Source organism: Fibrobacterota bacterium, assembly GCA_019509785.1.
Lineage (GTDB): Bacteria > Fibrobacterota > Fibrobacteria > UBA11236 > UBA11236 > Chersky-265.
The window spans coordinates 19,296-35,186 of record JAEKLQ010000021.1 but is presented as its reverse complement, the minus strand read 5'-3'; the positions used below and the strand labels follow the sequence as shown (position 1 = coordinate 35,186).

Here is a 15,891-nt window from a genome sequence, read left to right as displayed (position 1 = left end):
TCATGAACAGCCATAAATCCGCCCTCCGCTTCCGCGCCTTCGCCCTGGCCGCCCTCGCTTCCATCGCCGGCCTCCTCATTTTCTGGTCCTGCCAATTGAACCAAGCCGACGGCGAAACCAAATTCAATTTGACGCCCGATTCGGCATGGACCCATTGCGATACCCTGCAAGTGGAACTGTTGGATACCTCGGGCAAGGTCCTGGATACCCTTTTCGAAGGGCCCCTCAAGTCGCTGGATGAATTGAACGGCCTCGACGCCTCGAAGTACAAGGGCGGCCGCGCCCAGGTCCACGTGCGGGGTTGGTTCAAAGATGGTTCGCTTTGCGCGGATCAAAACCGCACCTTCGACGACCAAGGCGGCAAAGTCGTGGTGGACACCCTCTCCGAACCCGGAGCCGTTCCCAACTCGCTCTCACTCTCCCCCGAATCCTTGAGCCTCCAAGCAGGCGATCCCGCCGTCAAGGTCACCGCCGCCATCCTCCCCAAATTCGCCGAGCAATCCTTCATCTGGTCCGTCGATGATCCTTCCGTCGCCACCCTGGATTTGCCCAACGGCCCCAACTCCTCGGAAGCCCTGGTCATCCCCCTCAAGAACGGCACGGCCCATGTCAGGGCCCGGGCCAAGCACGACTCCACCAAAACGGCCGTAATCGTTGTCCAGATCGGATCGACAGGCGGCCGCAGCATCTCCTTGCAACCCGATTCCCTCAGTCTGTACCTGGGCGGGCCCGACAGCGTTCTCAAGGCTTCCACCGCGCCGGACGCCAAGGACGGGGAAATCGCCTGGTCTTCCTCCGACGAGGCGGTCGTGAAGGTGGACGACCAAGGCCGCGTTCACGGCCTCAAGGAAGGCGTCGCCACGGTCATGGCCAAGTTCGGCGATGCTTCCGCGCTCGCGCGTATCCGCGTCAAACGCGACGTACCCGTTCTCACCGTCTCCAACAAGTCCGGCGCCGCCGTCAATTCCCCCATCGACTTCTCGCCCAAGGCCACCCAGGAGTTCGGTTCCATCGTGATGTTCAAATGGGACCTCGACGGGGACAGCACCTGGGACGATAGCCTGCCCGGCCCGTTCCTGGGCAACGTAGCGGACCTCCCCACCCAAACCACCACCTTCACCAAGGAAGGTTCCCACCAAGTCCATTTCCTGGTGCGCGATAGCGAAGGCAACGAAGCCGTCGCGACCGTCACGGTCGACATCGGCAATCAGCCGCCCGAAACCGTAAGCAAGAGCAAGGATACCCTCGTTTCCATCAACGACTTCGTGGCCCTGGAAGCCAAGGTCCGCGATGCCGAAGGCAAGGTGGCCCTGGTCGGATGGGACTACGATGGCGACGGAAAGCTCGACGATAGCATCAAGGCCAACGATTCCACCGCTTCCATCAAGGGCGGGCATAAGTACTCCGCGCCCGGCAAATACGTGGCCACCCTCTACGCCACCGATGACGCCGGCAAGACCGGCACCGACTCGGTCCTCATCACCGTCGTACTCGATCCGCCGACCGCGGATATGGGCCCGGACATTTCGGTCATCGCCGGCTCCCCGGTGAATTTCTCGGTGAAGGGATCGGACAAGTTCGGCGCGATCGCCAAGCGCGAAATCAAGGTCGGCTCCGCGTCTTTCCTGAACCTCGGCAAGCAGGATACCAGCATGGTGGTGCCGGGCGATACGGGTAAGGTCGTCGTGATAGGCCGCGTCACCGATGACGACGGCAACAGCGCGGAAGACACCATGGTGGTGACCCTGCTCCCGCCGTCCAAATCCAACAACGATCTCTCGAGCCTCATCCCCTCGGCCGGTACCTTGACGCCGTCCTTCAAGCCGGTGACCGTGGCCTACTCCATGGCCGTAGCCTATACCGATAGCCTGGTGGGAGTCGTCGCGACCACGACCGACCCCGCGGCTTCCCTTCTCATCAACGGCAAACCGGTCGCCTCGGGCAAGTCCTCCGATTCGGTCGCCTTGGCCGTGGGTACCACTTTGAAAGCCTTCGAAATCGTGGTAACCGCGCAGGACGGCACCCAGAAGTCGTACAGCATCGCCGTCACCCGCGCCCCCAGCACGGATGCCAGCCTCGCTAAACTCGACCCTGCCGGCTTCGTCCTCAAGCCGTCCTTCAAGAGCGATATCTTCGACTACGCCGACACCGTGGCCTTCAAGGTCGCTTCGGTCACCGTGAAGCCCACCGCATCCCATCCCGCCGCCAAGCTGACGGTGAACGATACGGCCTTGACCTCGGGCACCGTCAGCAGCCCCTTGGCCCTGGACGTGGGCGATAACCTTTTCAAGATCGTCGTGACCGCCCAAGACGGCAAAGCCAAGTCGACCTATACGGTGAAAGTGGTCCGCCGCGCCAAGGTCATCGTCTCCCGCGCCATCGGAGCCGTGACCATCGTCGTCGATTCGCTGGAAGCCCCGCTGGGCGCCGTGGTCAATCTGAAGGCGCCCGATTCGACGGGCTTCCATTTCGCCAAGTGGGCGTTGACCGAGGGGTCCGGAACTTTCGGGACCGGGTCTTCGGATTCGACGGCCAATCCGGCCAAGCTGACGGTAAAGGCCGCGACGGTGCGGGCCACGGGTTCCTTCGCCATCAACGTCTATACCATTACCGGAACCATTTCGGGCTTCGTGGGCGGCGCATTCGACCATGCCAGCATCCAAATCCAGCATGGGAAGGATACTTCGATCACGTTGACACCGCTGGTAGGATACCGGATCTTGTCGGTTACGGATAGCGGAGCGGCTTTGGCGTCCCTCGGCACGGCGACGAAGTTCGGGCCGAAGACCTATAAGCTGACCAACGTGACGAAGAGCCATACCCTGGTGGCGACGTTTTTGAAGACCTATACGCTTACGACCAGCGTTACCGGAACCGGGACCATCTCGCCCGTCGGGACGACGGAAGTGGATTCGGGGAGCACCCAGGCCATCACCATGGTCTCCGGCTCACCTTCGACAGGCGTGTGGGTTTCGGCCTTCACGGACAACGGAACCGATGTGGTGGCGAGCCTCACCGGCGACCGGATGAACACCTCGACATACTCGCTGTCGGGGATCGCCGCGAACCACACGGTTGCGGCGGCCTTTGACGTGCGATCTTTTACCTTGAAGATTTACGGGCACGATCTCTGCGTGAACCAAGTTACCACCTGCACCGATCCGCGGCTTTGTATCCTCCATTTCTGCCTCGTCGGGTCTGGACCGGATTCGGTCGTCACCCCTGCCAGCTTCGGCACCAAGTGGAATATCACAACCGATAGCACGAATGCTTCCGGTACTAAATTCACGCAATGGAATAAGGATGGGGTCTTATTCAACGTCAACCGCGGGACCACCACGGATCCCGTCACAGCCGACGTTAATTACACCGCCGCTTATCCCTGCTGCAAGCTGTGCTGCATCATAATCGGCCCTCCGATAACTACCGACCCTATCACGACGTCCCCCGTTTCCGCCACGACTATACCGGTGGAAAAAGCGCAGTCTCAACCTCAACCTACGACTCCGTAGTAGCAGGCGGAGCCTCGTATTTCTGATGGCCTAGCCTGAAAAGGCTAGGCTATTTTTTTGCCAGAGCGGACCGATCGGAAAAAACACTTTTTCTAAGTTGGCGGTTGTACTCGTCCGTTTTACCGGGAGGCGTTTTGAAAAAGCTGTTGACCCTTGTTCTCTTGCTGGTCGTTGGGGGACTCGCCTTCATCTATTCCGGAACCTATGACATATCCGCAGCGACACCCCATTGGCCGATAGTCAAAAGGCTGATTTCCATGACCATGGATAACTCGGTAAAGCGCCACGCCAAGGGCATCGCGGCTCCCAACCTCGAGGATACCGCCATGGTTAATCTCGGGTTCAGCCATTATCAGGAGATGTGCGTCGATTGCCACGGCGCCCCGGGAGTGCCGGCCTCCGAATACGCCAAAGGCCTATATCCGAAGGCGCCCAAGCTGAAGCATCCCGCGGAGGAATGGAGCCCGGGCGAACTTTATTGGATTACGAAATTCGGGATCAAGATGAGCGGCATGCCCGCCTTCGGATCGACCCACGATGAACATGAATTGTGGTCTATTGTAGCCTTCTTGAAGAAGCTGCCCTCGATGGATTCCGCCGGTTACGCCGCCTATGCCGCGGCGGCGGGCAAATCTACGCCTCGGTGACGCCGGAGGAAATCGCCTCCAAAAACGGCTCGTACGCCCAATCCCCGTCGTATCTGGAACCGTTCACGAAAAAAGTCGGTGTTCCGTTCGCGCCGCTCCGCACGCCGCTCTTGAAGTCCTCTTCGACCTTGGCTTCGATCTCGTCGCTGTCCATGTCGAGGAGCCAGCGTTCCATATCCAGATCCAGCGATTCCGCGTAGCCGACCAGGCTATCGGAGTCCAATGCGTTTTGGTTTTCGAATAACAAGGAATGCATTTCCCAGAACCGGCCCTGCCTCCCGGCGGCTTCCGCGGCGCGCGCGGCATTCGGCGCGTCCGGGTGGGCTTCGGCCATGGGGAAGTGGCGGTAGACGAAGAGCAGGTTATCGCCCAAGGTTTTTTTCAAACGCTTCATGACGGGATAGGCGCGGCCGCAATGGGGGCATTGGAAATCCCCGTATTCGACGATCACGATGGGCGCGTTCGACGGCCCCTCCTTATGATCCTTCTCGTTGACGGGAAGGCGCAGCCGGGTTGTGGGGCTCATCGGGAAACCTCCGCATGGGATAGGGACTCAAGGGCATCGAGGACGCCGTCGGCGCCGGGGTTCACGCCCAGGGGCGAGAGATAGCTCCAACGGATGATGCCTTCGCCATCGATTACGTAGAGGGACCTTTCGCTGGTGCCTTCGCCCTCGCGATAGGATCCGTACTTGCGCGCGACCTCGCCCTTCGGCTCGAAGTCGGAGAGTAGCGGGAATTTGATGTTGCGGGCCTGGCGGAAAGCTTGGTGGCACCAGGGTCCATCCACGGATATGCCCAGGATCTGGGCGTTAAATTCCTTAAGCATCGGGAGGATTTCGTTGAAGACCGACAGCTCGTCGGAGCAGACGGGGCTCCAATCGGCGGGGTAGAAGATGAGGATGAGGTTCCCGCCGCGGAATTCCGAGAGCGAGACCTTATGATCGTAGGCGGCCGGCAATGCGAATTCGGGCGCCGTCTGGCCTGGTTGCAACACGCTCATGGTTCGTCTCCTTGCTTGGAAAACCGCCCGGAAAAGAAGAATGCGGACGGGCCGCCCTTGGAGAGCGGCTCCGATCTAATATCGATTTTTACGGGGCGCCGATGTCGGATTGATGGCCCTACTTGGAATGAATCCCGGTAAATGCTAAGCATTTGGATTCTAAGCAAAGGATTGCGGTTGCCGCTTTTTTGCAGAACTTCGCGAACCAGGAAATGCAGGGCGATTTCATGATGAATCTCGAGGTCGGCGAACGAAGGATAGTCGGCGCCTGCCCGAAATGGCTTTCTACGCGAAGCCTAGGCTCGCTTATCTTGCTGATCTTGGCTTCTCTTTCCGATTCCAGATCCGACCCGATGAGCGGAATGGGGACATTCTATTTCGTCAATCCGGGCATGACCCTGACCAAGGCCGGGCCGGGTCTGGAATTATCGGCCGGAAAGAACGGCCTCGAACCCGATGGCATTCTGCTGCTCGGCGGCCTGGCCAGGTATGAATTCCAGCATCATCGGATCGAGGCTGGGATGGAATTCGGGGCGGCGCTTTTCCTTTTCGAGGCGGGCTTGTCCTTCTCCGATAAGGGCTTCGGGGAGTTCTTGGCCCCCGATTTGTGCATCCCCATTCCCTTGCGCCAAATGGATAGGGGCATGGCCGTCAATTTCTTTTACCGGATTTATCCCGGATCATCAGGAGACAATACCATCGGGGTATCGATGAAGATCGATCTGATCGGACTTCAGTAGCAGCCAGGTTCGGCGCATGGATGGGTAGCGCATCCCGGGAATCAAGCGAGGCGAATCAAGCGAGCGCGGCGACCGCTTTCCTGACGGCTTCCGCCGTTTTCGCCAGCACGGCGCCGTCATGGGCCGCCGACAAGAAGGCCGCTTCGAATTGGGAAGGCGCCAGGTAAAAGCCCTGGTCCAGCATGGCGTGGAAGAAGCGGCCATAAAGCTTGGCATCCGCCTTGATCGCCGAATCATAGTCCCGCACCGGGCCGCCGGTGAAGAACACCGTGAGCATGGAACACACCCGGTTCAGGCACCAGGGGGCCTCCAGCCCGGAAAGGGCCGAGCGCAAATCCTTCTCCCAGCCTTCGGCTTTGCGGTTCAAGGCCTCGTAAAACCCGGGCTTCCGCAGTTCGGCCAGGTTGGCCAGGCCGGCGGCGGTCGCGACGGGATTGCCGGCCAGGGTCCCCGCCTGATAGACCGGCCCCACGGGGCTCATCATATCCATGATGTCCGCCCTTCCGCCATAAGCCGCGAGAGGAAGTCCTCCGCCCAGGATCTTGCCCAGGGTCGTCAGGTCCGGGGTAACGCCGTAGTAACCTTGGGCCCCCGCAAGCCCCAAACGGAAACCGGTGATGACCTCGTCGAAGATGAGCAAGGTCTTTTTGCCGTCGCATAAGGCCCGCAGTCCTTGCAGAAAGCCAGGTTCGGGAAGCAAGACACCCATGTTACCCGCCACCGGCTCCACTATGATGGCGGCGATGGAATCGGGATTGGCCCGGAACACGGCCTGCACCGAAGCCAGGTCGTTGTACTCGGCCGGTAGGGTATCTTGAGCGCTACCCTTGGTCACGCCCGGGCTGGAGGGATTCCCCAGGGTGAGCGCGCCCGAGCCCGCGGAAATCAGGAAGCTATCGCCGTGGCCATGGTAGCAGCCGCGGAACTTCACGATCTTCTCGCGGCCGGTATAGCCCCTGGCCAGACGCACCGCGCTCATGGTGGCCTCGGTGCCCGAGCAGGTGAGGCGCACCTTCTGGCACGAGGGAACGCAAGCGCGCACCGCTTCCGCCATTTCGGTTTCCGCTTCGGTGCAGGCCCCGAAGCTGGTGCCGTCCTTGGCGGCGCGGATAACCGCTTCGATGACGGCGGGATGGGCATGGCCCAGGATCATCGGCCCCCACGAGCAGACGTAATCGATGTATTCGCGGCCGTCCGCGTCGGTGATGTAGGGCCCCTTGGCCGAGCGCATGAAGACCGGGGCGCCGCCTACGGATTGGAAGGCGCGCACGGGCGAATTGACCCCGCCGGGGATGACGTTCTTAGCGCGTTCATGGCGGGCGGCATGGGACGAGGTCATGGTTTCTTCTCCGGGGGCTTTGGCGGCGGGGCCGCGCGCGAAAGGATACGGGTGGCCCGGGATCCGAAGGCTTGCTTCAAGGCGTCCACCAGGCCGGGGTCGTCCGCATGGGCGGCCTCGCAACCCTGCTCGACGCCCTTTTCCCCCAGCGCTTGGGATGTCGAAGGGCCGATGGATACGGCCAGTACGCCGTCCTTCTTGCCCAGGCGCGCGGCCAAGGCGGGCGGGGCGGCGGCGAAGAAGTTGGCCACGGCGGAACCGGAGCAAAACACGATGGCGTCGAGGGAGGCCGCATGCCGGTCCAGCAGGCCGGGAGCTTCGGGATTCGCGCCCGGGCGATAGACGGGGAGGTTCTCGACTTCGATCCCCTTTTTCCGGAAGGCCGCCGGGTCGAGGCGCGTGGAGACGGAGCAGGGGTGCAGCCAACGCTGGGCCAGGACCAGGCCCGTTACTCCCGCGTTACCCTTGGACGAGGGCGCGTATTCCTTGAGAAAGCCTTCCAGGGAGGCTTCTTGGGGATGGAAGGCGACCCGGCCCCCGTTCTCGCGGACCAGGGCCCCGGCCTTGGGGCCTACGAGGTAGAAAGGCTTGGCCATCCAGGGTTCCAACTCGACGGGCATGAGCCCGCCCGCCATCTGGCGCAGGCCGTTGGGGCTGGAGAGGAAGATGCCGGTGAAGCCGGTGGGCTGCATGTGGCGAAGGCGATCCAGGCCCTCGGGTTCGGGTTCGATGCCGACCAGAGGGATCTCCAGGGGATCGAATCCGGCGGCCTTCAAAAGCGCCGACAATCCGGCGTTCTGATCGGCGGGCCGCGTATTGAGGACCACGGCCATCAGGGCCCGTCCTCGAAGGCGGAGGCGCCGAAAGGGCCATCCGCCAATAAAGCATGATCGGCGACATCATGGGGCAGGGGGATGCCTTTTTCCCGGCATTCCGACTCCATGCGCAGCGCCACTTCCTCCAGCATTTCATCCTCTTCGTCATCCTCGAGGTTCTGCTCGATGCGGGCCAGGGCGCCGGTGGCGGGATTGCCCAGCACCGCCAGCATCCGCAAGGCTTCCCCGTAGGGATAGACGTGGGCGGCCATAGGAACCTTACAGCCCCCGCCGATGCGCTTCATGAACTCGCGTTCCAAGGTCACGGCGTCGTGGGTTTCGGGATCGTCCACGGCTTCCAATAATTTGAGCACGCGCGCGTCGTTGGCGCGGCATTCGATCCCCAAGCTGGCCTGGCCGATGGCGGGGATGAGTTCCTGGAAGGAGAAGGGATGGGTGATTTCCGCGGCGCGGCCCAGGCGGCGCATGCCCGCGGCGGCCAATACCACGCCCGCCAATTCCCCGCTCCGCACCTTGCCGATGCGCGTGTCCACGTTACCCCGCACGCCCACGTACTCCAGATCGGGACGCAGGGCCCTGAGCTGGAGCACGCGCCGGGGCGAACCGGTGCCGACCTTGGATCCGGGTGGCAAGGCGCGGAAGGCGCGCCCATCCGAGATGAAAACGTCGCGGGGATCTTCGCGCTCGGGAAATGCGGCCAGCACCAGGCCCTCGGGCTCGTCCTCGGGGACGTCCTTCAGGGAATGCACCGCGCAATCGATGCGCTTTTCCAGGAGCGCCGCCTGCAACTCCTTCACGAACACGCCCATGCCCGCGAAGGCGTGCAGTTTGGTCTTCTGATCGGCGTCGCCTAAGGTCTTGATGATCTCCAGGCGCACGTCCAGGCCCTTATGGGCCTTGCGCAAGGCCTCGGCCATCATGTTCGACTGGGTCAGCGCCAGAGCGCTGCCGCGCGTGCCGATGATCAAGGTCCCTTTGCCCGCGGAGTCGCCTTTGCCCGCCGGACCCTTCGGGGCACCGGCCGTTCCCGCGCTTTTCTTGTTTCCGCCGGCTTTTTCGCCGGTCTTCCCGTCAGCCTTTGCCATGTCCGCTTTCCTTGCCTTCGCCGCCTTCCTCTTCCAACGCGAAGAGCAACTCGGCGAAATAGCTCGCCCGTTTACCGTCTCCCTGCTCGCCCAACAGCTTCAGGCGAGTGCTGGGATGGTGCAGGAACTTGTTCAGCAAGCTCTTGCCCATGGCCTCCATCTTCTTACGCACCTCGTCCGGCTGGCCCGCCGCCCATTTCTCGATTTCCTTGTCCACCATGCCCTGGTACTTGTCCCGCAGCACGCGCAGGGTAGGCACCACGTCCAATCCCTGGAACCAGCCGTCCACCTTGGCGGCCTCTTCCTCCACGATGGACAGGGCCCGTTGCGAAGCCTCCTTGCGCTGGGCCACGTTCTCGTTCACCACGTTCTTGAGATCGTCGATGGTGAAGAGGTAGGCGTTGGAGACCTGGCCCGCTTCGGGATCGATGTCGCGCGGGGCGGCGATGTCGATCAGGAAGAGCGGCCGGCCGCCGCGTTGGCGCGCTGCGTCATGCACATGCGCCTTGGTGATAACCATGTCGGGGGCGCCGGTGGCCGAGACCAGGATATCGCATTGCGGTAGGCGCTTGCCCAGATCGGCGAGCAGGCAAAGTTCCCCGCCGAAGCCGGCCGCCAGCTTTTCCGCGGTGGCGAGGGTGCGGTTGAAGAAGATGAATTTGGCCGCGCCGGCCTTATGCAGATGCTGGGCCGCGAGCTCGCCCATTTCGCCTGCGCCCACCACGCCCACGGTTTTCCCCTTCAGTTCGCCGAGCACTTTCTTGGCCAACTCGACCGCCGCGTAGCTGATGCTCACGGCCCCTTCGTGGATGGCGGTTTCGCTGCGCACGCGCTTACCCACGTGGATGCCGGCCTGGAACAGGTGGTTCAGGTAGAAGTCCACGCAACGGGCCTCCACGGCGATGCGATAGGCTTCCTTGATCTGCCCGAAAATCTGCATCTCGCCCAACACCAGGCTGTCCAACGATCCGATCACCCGGAACAGGTGGCGTATGGCATCGCCCTGGGAATGGAAATAACCATGGTTGCGGATCTCGTCCTCGCTCACGCCCTTGCCCGCGCCCCACAATTTCTCGATGAGGGGACGGCTCTGCACCGGCTGGGAGGAGATGCCGTAGATTTCGGAGCGATTGCAGGTGGAAAGCACCACCACTTCGCGCATGCCGGGCACCTCCATCAGGGCCTTGCAGAATTCGGGCAACTCGGCTTCGGAGAAGAGAAGCCGATCGCGAAGAGACACCGACGCGGTCAGGTGGTTGGCCCCCAGCACGAAGGCGTGGGCCGGAACGCTATCGGGGCGCTTCTCCATCAGCCGGAAAATCCGTGGGTGCCGACCAGGTTGGTCAGCAAGAGGATGCCGAAACCGGCCAGGATCACCATGGCGTGCCGCTTGCCGCGCAAGCCGAAGAGGCGGCGCGAGAAGGCCGCGCCCAGGAAAACCGCCAGGACCAGGTAGATGCCGGCTTCGCGCAGGCTCATCCCGGCGACGCCGCCCTTGCGCACCCACCAGATGCCGATGATCGAGCTCATGACCATGGTCGCGCTCCCGAGGAAGGACCAATTGGCGGAGAGCTTGTCCAGCTTATCGAGCGGGGGCAGCTTGCGGAAGGTGATGTCGAAATTCTTGTGCTTCAGCTTCCCGTGCAGGACCAGGTAAAGCGCCGCCAGGATGGAGGCCAGGGAGAAGCAAGCATAGCTCGCCAAGCTGGCCACGATGTGGAACACCAAGAGGGAGCTGCGCAGGGATTCGGGCAGGACGTATTCGGGGCGCTGCAAGAAGACGCCGATGAGAACGCACAGCGAGGTGGGCAACAAGGTGAAGAAGCCGAGACGGCGGGTATCGGCCAGCCACTCGGAAAGGTATTGGATGACGCCGACCATCCAGGCCAGGAACAAGAGGCCTTCGCCGACCGTGCCCAACGGGCAGCGGCCGAGATAGAAGCCAAGGGCGATGAGAAGCCCGGTATGGGCCAAGAGCGAAATGGCCATGCCGATATGCGCCTTGCTCGAGAACTTGCTCTCCTCGGGAGAGAAGAAAAGGCGCGCATAAACCATGGTGGTCACGACGTAGGCCAAGGGCACGAGGAACTTCAGGAGAATGATAAGGGCTTGCATCCGCTTAAAACCTAAAAAATCGGGGTTCGTGCCATATCGCGTAAGGCGTGTCTTTTTGGCACGCCGTTGCCATCCGCACTGGCTACATGCCCGGAATTCCCAATCCCTTGGTCAGGCCGCCCATCTTTTCGGAAGAGGCGTCCTCTACCTTGGCGCGGGCCGAGTTGAAGGCCGCCAAAAGCAAATCCTCCAGGGCTTCCACATCGTCGGGATCGACCGCGTCCTTCGACAGCTTGACCGATTGTACTTCGTATTTGCCGTTGATGGCGATCTTCACCATTCCGCCGCCGGCCTCGGCTTCGAAGACGGTACTCTCCATCTCCTTCTGTACGTTGGCCATCTTGCCCTGCATCTTCTGCAGTTCTTTCATCATTTTCTGCATGTTCATGAAACGGATCCTTTCGGGCTCTTAAAGTAGTCTGCCTTCGAACAATTCCTGGATGAAACCGATGATCGGTTCCCTTTTCATCGGATCGTTCTCCACGTAAGCCGCCATGGCCGGGGCCGGGCTGGCGGCCGCATCGGGGTCCAAGGAGAAGCGCACCGGCGTCTCGCGGCCGCCTTCCGACTTGGACGCCAGGAAAGCCTGGATGGTCTTGCGGGAATCGGGATCCTCGCCGACCAGGGACCAGGCGCTCCGCTCCAGGAAGATCACCCGTAACCCCGGCGTTTCCCCGTCCTCCCAGGCCAAGCGCGAGCGCAGCAGGTTCGATCCCACCAAGGGCCGGGCGGCGCTGAATTCGGCGACCAGGCGGGGCCACAGGCCGGGCAAAGCCGCGGGGGAGGCTTGCAGCGGGACGGTAACCGGATCTTCCGGAGGGCGGGGCGCTTGGGCCGTAGGCTGCGTTGGCGCCATATGCGAAGGCGGGGCGTCCGGATCCTCGGCATCGGCGGGATAGTCGGGATCGGGGTCCCCGTATTCCGATTCGATAGGCGGCGCAAGGCGCTCGTCGATTTCCGCAGGGTTAAGGTCCCGAACGGGGGCCAAGGTGGCGACGACCACATGGCCCGGCTCGAATGCGGTCGGGTCGGAGGCAGGCGGGCGCAGCGGCGCGGTTTCGCGTGCGGAGGCGACGGCGGTCTGGGGTTGGGCTGCAGGCGCGAATGCCTGGGCGGAGGCCGGCTGCGCGGAGGCCGGTGGCGTTGCCATCGCGGTAGGCGGCATCGCGATCTTCACGGCTGCTTTCTCGCCCTTCTCGGCGTCTATTTCAGGGCTTTTTTTTTTGACCTCGGCGAGGTCGGGGGCGGCCCTCAACGGAGCGGGCTGGGATTCGGCGGCGGACGATGGCGCCTGCCCTCCGGTAGTTCCCCCGGCGCCGAGCACCTGCGACAAGCTCACCACGCGATCCAAGGAAGCCATGCGCGCCAGCCCCAGCTCCGCGGCCAGCCGCGGATGCGCCGCCGACTTGAGGGAAACGAGGATGTCGGATATCAGTTTGGCGAAGCGGATGATATCGCCGTCGCGCAATTCCGGGGCGACCGCGGCGAGCTCGGCGTAGCGGGCCTCGGAAAGGCCCAAGGCCACCGGGCTCACGCCTTGGCGGGCGAAAAGCATGTTGCGCAGGTATTCGCCGAAAGCGATCAGGAAGTCCTGGATCTCGATGCCTTCGTTCAGGGCGTCCTGCAAGGATGCGAAACAGGTCTTCTGATCGTGCTGGACCAACGCGCGGATGAGGCCGTCGCAAAGGCTTTCCCTCGGCAGGCCCAATACCTTGCGGGCCGCCTCCAGGGTAAAGTCCGCGCCCGCGTAAGCATAGACCTGATCGAAAAGGCTCAGGGCGTCGCGCATCGATCCGTCGCCCTTGCGGGCCACCGCCTCCAAGGCCTCGCGCTCCGCTTTGATCTCTTCCCGGGCGCAAATGTATTCCAGGCGCTCGCGGATGTGCTGTTCCGAGATGCGCTTGAAATCGAAGCGTTGCACGCGCGACAGGATTGTATGCGGGACCTTGTTGACCTCGGTGGTGGCGAAGATGAAGACCACGTGGGGCGGCGGCTCTTCCAGCGTCTTCAAGAGCGCGTTGAACGCGTTCTTGGTGAGCATGTGGACCTCGTCGATGACGTAGATCTTGTAGCTGCCGTTCATGGGCGCGTAATTCACGTTCTCGCGCAGCTCGCGAATATCGTCCACGCTGTTGTTGGAGGCGCCGTCGATCTCCAGCACGTCCAGCGAGCTGCCCGCGTTCACGGCCTTGCAGTTCTTGCAAGCGTCGCAGGGGATGGGGGTGGGCCCGTTCTTGCAATTGAGGGCCTTGGCCAGGATGCGCGCCGAGGTGGTCTTGCCCACGCCGCGGGTGCCGGTGAACAGGTAGGCGTGGGAGATGCGCTTGCCCTCGATGGCGTTGCGGATGGTTTGGGCGATGTGATCCTGGCCCACCATGTCTTCGAAGTTCTTGGGGCGCCATTTGCGCGCCATCGCCAGATAAGCCATGTTCAGGTCCTGCGGCCGCGGTAAGGCACGTCCAGGTTGACCACCAGGGTCACCTCGTTGCCGGTGTCGTTGTAGACCATCTCATCGAACGCGTAGCGCGCCATCATGATGCCCCGCCCGTTGCGGTTGAGGAGGTTGCTTTTGTCCTTGGGATCGGGCAGCGCGCGCCAATCGAAGCCGACGCCTTGATCGGCTATGAAGTACTCGATGCGGCGCAGGTTGGGGAAGACCCGGGAGCGGATGGTGACCACGCGGTCCTTGTACGGTTCCTTGTGGGAGCGTTCGATCGCCAGCGGGTAGAAGCGCGAGGCCTTCAGCGCATCGCTTTTCTCCTCGAAGGAAATCCCCAGGTTGCCGTGCTCGATGGCGTTGTTGATGACCTCGGACAATCCGAGGATGATGTGGTAGCGGTTCTTCTCGTGCAAGGGGAGTGTCGATTCCACCAGGTTCTTGGCCACCTGCATCACAAGCGCGAAATCGTTGGGCATTATGAGGATGCGTTCCTCGTACCGCATGGCGAACGGGTTGTAGGCGTCCGCGAGGCTGGCCATGATTTTGGTCAGATTGTACGCGAGCTCGCCCACTTGCAGAGGCATGGAAAGGCAGGCATAGGTGCCGGACTGGAGCAGGGACACGGTAAGGCCTTGGTGGGCCGCGCCCACCAGGGCGATGAGAGGCAGATTGGGATGTTCCTGGCGCAGGCGGCGCACGAAGGCGAGAGGTTCATCGCCGATCAGGGAAAGGTTGAAGGCGAACGCCAGCGTGCGGCCGGTTCCGATCAGGCGCTTCGCGTCCTCCAGGTTGAAAGCGGAAAGCATGGACAAGTCGTGATCGAGTACGATGGATTGGATCATCTCCTGGATCCCGTCATCGGATTCCAGGACCAGCAGCGACTTCGATTCCGAGGTCACCGGTCCTTCCTTCCGCGGCGTTCAACCATGACCACTCGATCGCTCCCTTGATCCCCGCGGGGACCTGTACGCCGGATTCCGGGGGTCTCCCCGGACCGGCGCCAAAGATAATACGGCAGGAGACGAAATTTAGCCTAAAAGCCCGGCGCGGACTACCGGAGCAAGTCGTTCCGAGCCCTTCTCCCGGGCCCTTCCCGCCGCGCCTGCCTAACCCGGGAAATCGTCCGGCCCCTTGCCTTCGTCCAGGCTTTCGTCCCCGCCTTCGTCTTCGTCCGCTTCCGGCTCTTCGTCCATTCCGTCGAGCAATTCCCGGATCATGGCGGGAGTGGCCAGATAACGCTTCCGGCAATACTCGCAATGCAGTTCCAAGGTCTCATGCTTGATGACCACTTCTTCCAATTCTTCGCGGGGCATGCCCGAGATGGCCTTCAGCACGCCGGTCTCCGAGCATGGGCAAAAAGGCAGCACCTTCATCTCGCGATGGACCGTGTAACGGAACGGGCCCGCAAGATCCGCGAGCATCCTTTCCAAATCGAGGCCGCCGCCCTCGGCGCGATAGGTTTCGATGGACGGCATGTCCTTCACGACCTGCTCCAGGATGGCAAGGGTTTTCGCATCGGCCTTGGGCAAGGCCTCGACCAGGAACCCGCCGCAGAAGCCCAGGCTATCGCCGGGGGCATTCGGCCCCTTGGCGGTTTGCCCCGTCGGATCCTGCCCGGCCGGGGTCTGCCGCGCCATGATGCCCACCGCCGATCTCGTCTGCTCGCTTTGCAGCAGGTAGTAAGCCGTACAGGGGCCGATCTTTTCCGAGGGCATTTCCACTATGCCCTCGGAAAGCGCGGTGCCTTGCTCATTGCGTTTGCGAACGGTCATGGTCTGCGGCGAGAGCAAGGGCTCGAAATCGCCGATGCGTTTCACGTCCTCGAAGGGGATCATCGCCCGCACCAGCCCCAAGGGCGTAGCATCGGCGGTGGCCATGGGGAAGTCCCCAGAGTATTGGAATTTCACCTGCACCGTACCGTTGCCTTTGAGGCCAGAGGCGAGCAACAAGGAAGAGACGATGGTCTCGCCCATCAGGATGCGGGTGAACGCGCGCGCGTCATGGTACCCGCCGATGGCATTGGCGGCCTGGGTGGCGTCCACCAGAACGAAGCGTAATTCGGCGACCTCCCCGGTCGCCCTGATGATGCGATCTTCCATGTCTTCCAAACAGCCGACGGCGGCCAGGGTGGGTTAACTAATTTTATGGCCCGAAGGCTCTGAGCGTCTCTCAGGC

At 62.3% G+C, this 15,891-nt stretch carries 14 protein-coding genes; 3 read left to right on the top strand and 11 right to left on the bottom strand.

Features of this window, described 5'->3' with window-relative positions; genetic code table 11:
* Nucleotides 1-2 precede the first annotated feature (2 nt).
* Nucleotides 3-3,512 carry a cadherin-like beta sandwich domain-containing protein gene (locus JF616_00865; protein ID MBW8886278.1) on the top strand — a complete coding sequence of 1,170 codons (3,510 nt, stop codon included), beginning with the start codon at nt 3-5 and terminating at the stop codon, nt 3,510-3,512.
* 257 nt (nt 3,513-3,769) lie between these two features.
* Nucleotides 3,770-4,159 carry a cytochrome c gene (locus tag JF616_00860; GenBank protein MBW8886277.1) on the top strand — a complete coding sequence of 130 codons (390 nt, stop codon included), beginning with the start codon at nt 3,770-3,772 and terminating at the stop codon, nt 4,157-4,159.
* Here the strand turns inward: JF616_00860 and JF616_00855 are convergent.
* Nucleotides 4,146-4,685 (bottom strand): DsbA family protein, encoded by a 540-nt coding sequence (locus JF616_00855; GenBank protein MBW8886276.1) that lies wholly within the window; start codon nt 4,683-4,685, stop codon nt 4,146-4,148. The two genes, JF616_00860 and JF616_00855, sit on opposite strands and share 14 nt — an antisense overlap.
* Complete coding sequence (locus tag JF616_00850; protein ID MBW8886275.1) at nt 4,682-5,161, bottom strand: redoxin domain-containing protein; 480 nt, start codon at nt 5,159-5,161, stop codon at nt 4,682-4,684. Before JF616_00850 ends, JF616_00855 begins: the two co-directional genes overlap by 4 nt.
* A gap of 188 nt (nt 5,162-5,349) precedes the next feature.
* On the opposite strand from JF616_00850, the gene JF616_00845 reads away from it, so the two are divergent.
* Complete coding sequence (locus tag JF616_00845; GenBank protein MBW8886274.1) at nt 5,350-5,901, top strand: hypothetical protein; 552 nt, start codon at nt 5,350-5,352, stop codon at nt 5,899-5,901.
* Between the two features lie 55 nt (nt 5,902-5,956).
* Here JF616_00845 and hemL read toward each other — a convergent pair whose 3' ends face one another.
* The 9 genes from hemL to JF616_00800 all read right to left on the bottom strand — a co-directional run bounded on the left by hemL (nt 5,957) and on the right by JF616_00800 (nt 15,815).
* Nucleotides 5,957-7,240, bottom strand: coding sequence for a glutamate-1-semialdehyde 2,1-aminomutase (gene hemL / locus JF616_00840; GenBank protein MBW8886273.1), 1,284 nt, complete (start codon nt 7,238-7,240; stop codon nt 5,957-5,959).
* Complete coding sequence (locus JF616_00835; protein ID MBW8886272.1) at nt 7,237-8,073, bottom strand: uroporphyrinogen-III synthase; 837 nt, start codon at nt 8,071-8,073, stop codon at nt 7,237-7,239. Before JF616_00835 ends, hemL begins: the two co-directional genes overlap by 4 nt.
* Entirely contained in the window at nt 8,073-9,161 is a 1,089-nt protein-coding gene (gene hemC / locus JF616_00830) for a hydroxymethylbilane synthase (protein ID MBW8886271.1), read from the bottom strand. The genes JF616_00835 and hemC overlap by 1 nt, the downstream gene beginning before the upstream one ends.
* A complete protein-coding gene (locus JF616_00825) occupies nt 9,148-10,470 on the bottom strand; it encodes a glutamyl-tRNA reductase (protein ID MBW8886270.1) in 1,323 nt (440 codons plus the stop codon). The genes hemC and JF616_00825 overlap by 14 nt, the downstream gene beginning before the upstream one ends.
* Nucleotides 10,470-11,276 (bottom strand): cytochrome c biogenesis protein CcsA, encoded by an 807-nt coding sequence (gene ccsA / locus JF616_00820; GenBank protein MBW8886269.1) that lies wholly within the window; start codon nt 11,274-11,276, stop codon nt 10,470-10,472. The genes JF616_00825 and ccsA overlap by 1 nt, the downstream gene beginning before the upstream one ends.
* 82 nt (nt 11,277-11,358) lie before the next feature.
* On the bottom strand, nt 11,359-11,664 hold the full coding sequence (locus tag JF616_00815; protein MBW8886268.1) for a YbaB/EbfC family nucleoid-associated protein: 306 nt from the start codon (nt 11,662-11,664) through the stop codon (nt 11,359-11,361).
* Between the two features lie 21 nt (nt 11,665-11,685).
* Nucleotides 11,686-13,704 carry a DNA polymerase III subunit gamma/tau gene (gene dnaX / locus JF616_00810; protein MBW8886267.1) on the bottom strand — a complete coding sequence of 673 codons (2,019 nt, stop codon included), beginning with the start codon at nt 13,702-13,704 and terminating at the stop codon, nt 11,686-11,688.
* 2 nt (nt 13,705-13,706) lie between these two features.
* Nucleotides 13,707-14,615 carry an ATP-binding protein gene (locus JF616_00805; protein ID MBW8886266.1) on the bottom strand — a complete coding sequence of 303 codons (909 nt, stop codon included), beginning with the start codon at nt 14,613-14,615 and terminating at the stop codon, nt 13,707-13,709.
* Between the two features lie 207 nt (nt 14,616-14,822).
* Complete coding sequence (locus JF616_00800) at nt 14,823-15,815, bottom strand: Hsp33 family molecular chaperone HslO (GenBank protein ID MBW8886265.1); 993 nt, start codon at nt 15,813-15,815, stop codon at nt 14,823-14,825.
* Nucleotides 15,816-15,891: the final 76 nt, after the last annotated feature.

What these genes read in the sequence shown, in the direction of transcription:
- JF616_00835 (MBW8886272.1), bottom strand. Translation starts at nt 8,073, where the DNA reads ATGGCCGTGGTCCTCAATACGCGGCCCGCCGATCAGAACGCCGGATTG.
- JF616_00865 (MBW8886278.1), top strand. Translation starts at nt 3, where the DNA reads ATGAACAGCCATAAATCCGCCCTCCGCTTCCGCGCCTTCGCCCTGGCC.
- dnaX (MBW8886267.1), bottom strand. Translation starts at nt 13,704, where the DNA reads ATGGCTTATCTGGCGATGGCGCGCAAATGGCGCCCCAAGAACTTCGAA.
- ccsA (MBW8886269.1), bottom strand. Translation starts at nt 11,276, where the DNA reads ATGCAAGCCCTTATCATTCTCCTGAAGTTCCTCGTGCCCTTGGCCTAC.
- hemL (MBW8886273.1), bottom strand. Translation starts at nt 7,240, where the DNA reads ATGACCTCGTCCCATGCCGCCCGCCATGAACGCGCTAAGAACGTCATC.
- hemC (MBW8886271.1), bottom strand. Translation starts at nt 9,161, where the DNA reads ATGGCAAAGGCTGACGGGAAGACCGGCGAAAAAGCCGGCGGAAACAAG.
- JF616_00855 (MBW8886276.1), bottom strand. Translation starts at nt 4,685, where the DNA reads ATGAGCCCCACAACCCGGCTGCGCCTTCCCGTCAACGAGAAGGATCAT.
- JF616_00815 (MBW8886268.1), bottom strand. Translation starts at nt 11,664, where the DNA reads ATGAACATGCAGAAAATGATGAAAGAACTGCAGAAGATGCAGGGCAAG.
- JF616_00860 (MBW8886277.1), top strand. Translation starts at nt 3,770, where the DNA reads ATGACCATGGATAACTCGGTAAAGCGCCACGCCAAGGGCATCGCGGCT.
- JF616_00825 (MBW8886270.1), bottom strand. Translation starts at nt 10,470, where the DNA reads ATGGAGAAGCGCCCCGATAGCGTTCCGGCCCACGCCTTCGTGCTGGGG.
- JF616_00850 (MBW8886275.1), bottom strand. Translation starts at nt 5,161, where the DNA reads ATGAGCGTGTTGCAACCAGGCCAGACGGCGCCCGAATTCGCATTGCCG.
- JF616_00800 (MBW8886265.1), bottom strand. Translation starts at nt 15,815, where the DNA reads ATGGAAGATCGCATCATCAGGGCGACCGGGGAGGTCGCCGAATTACGC.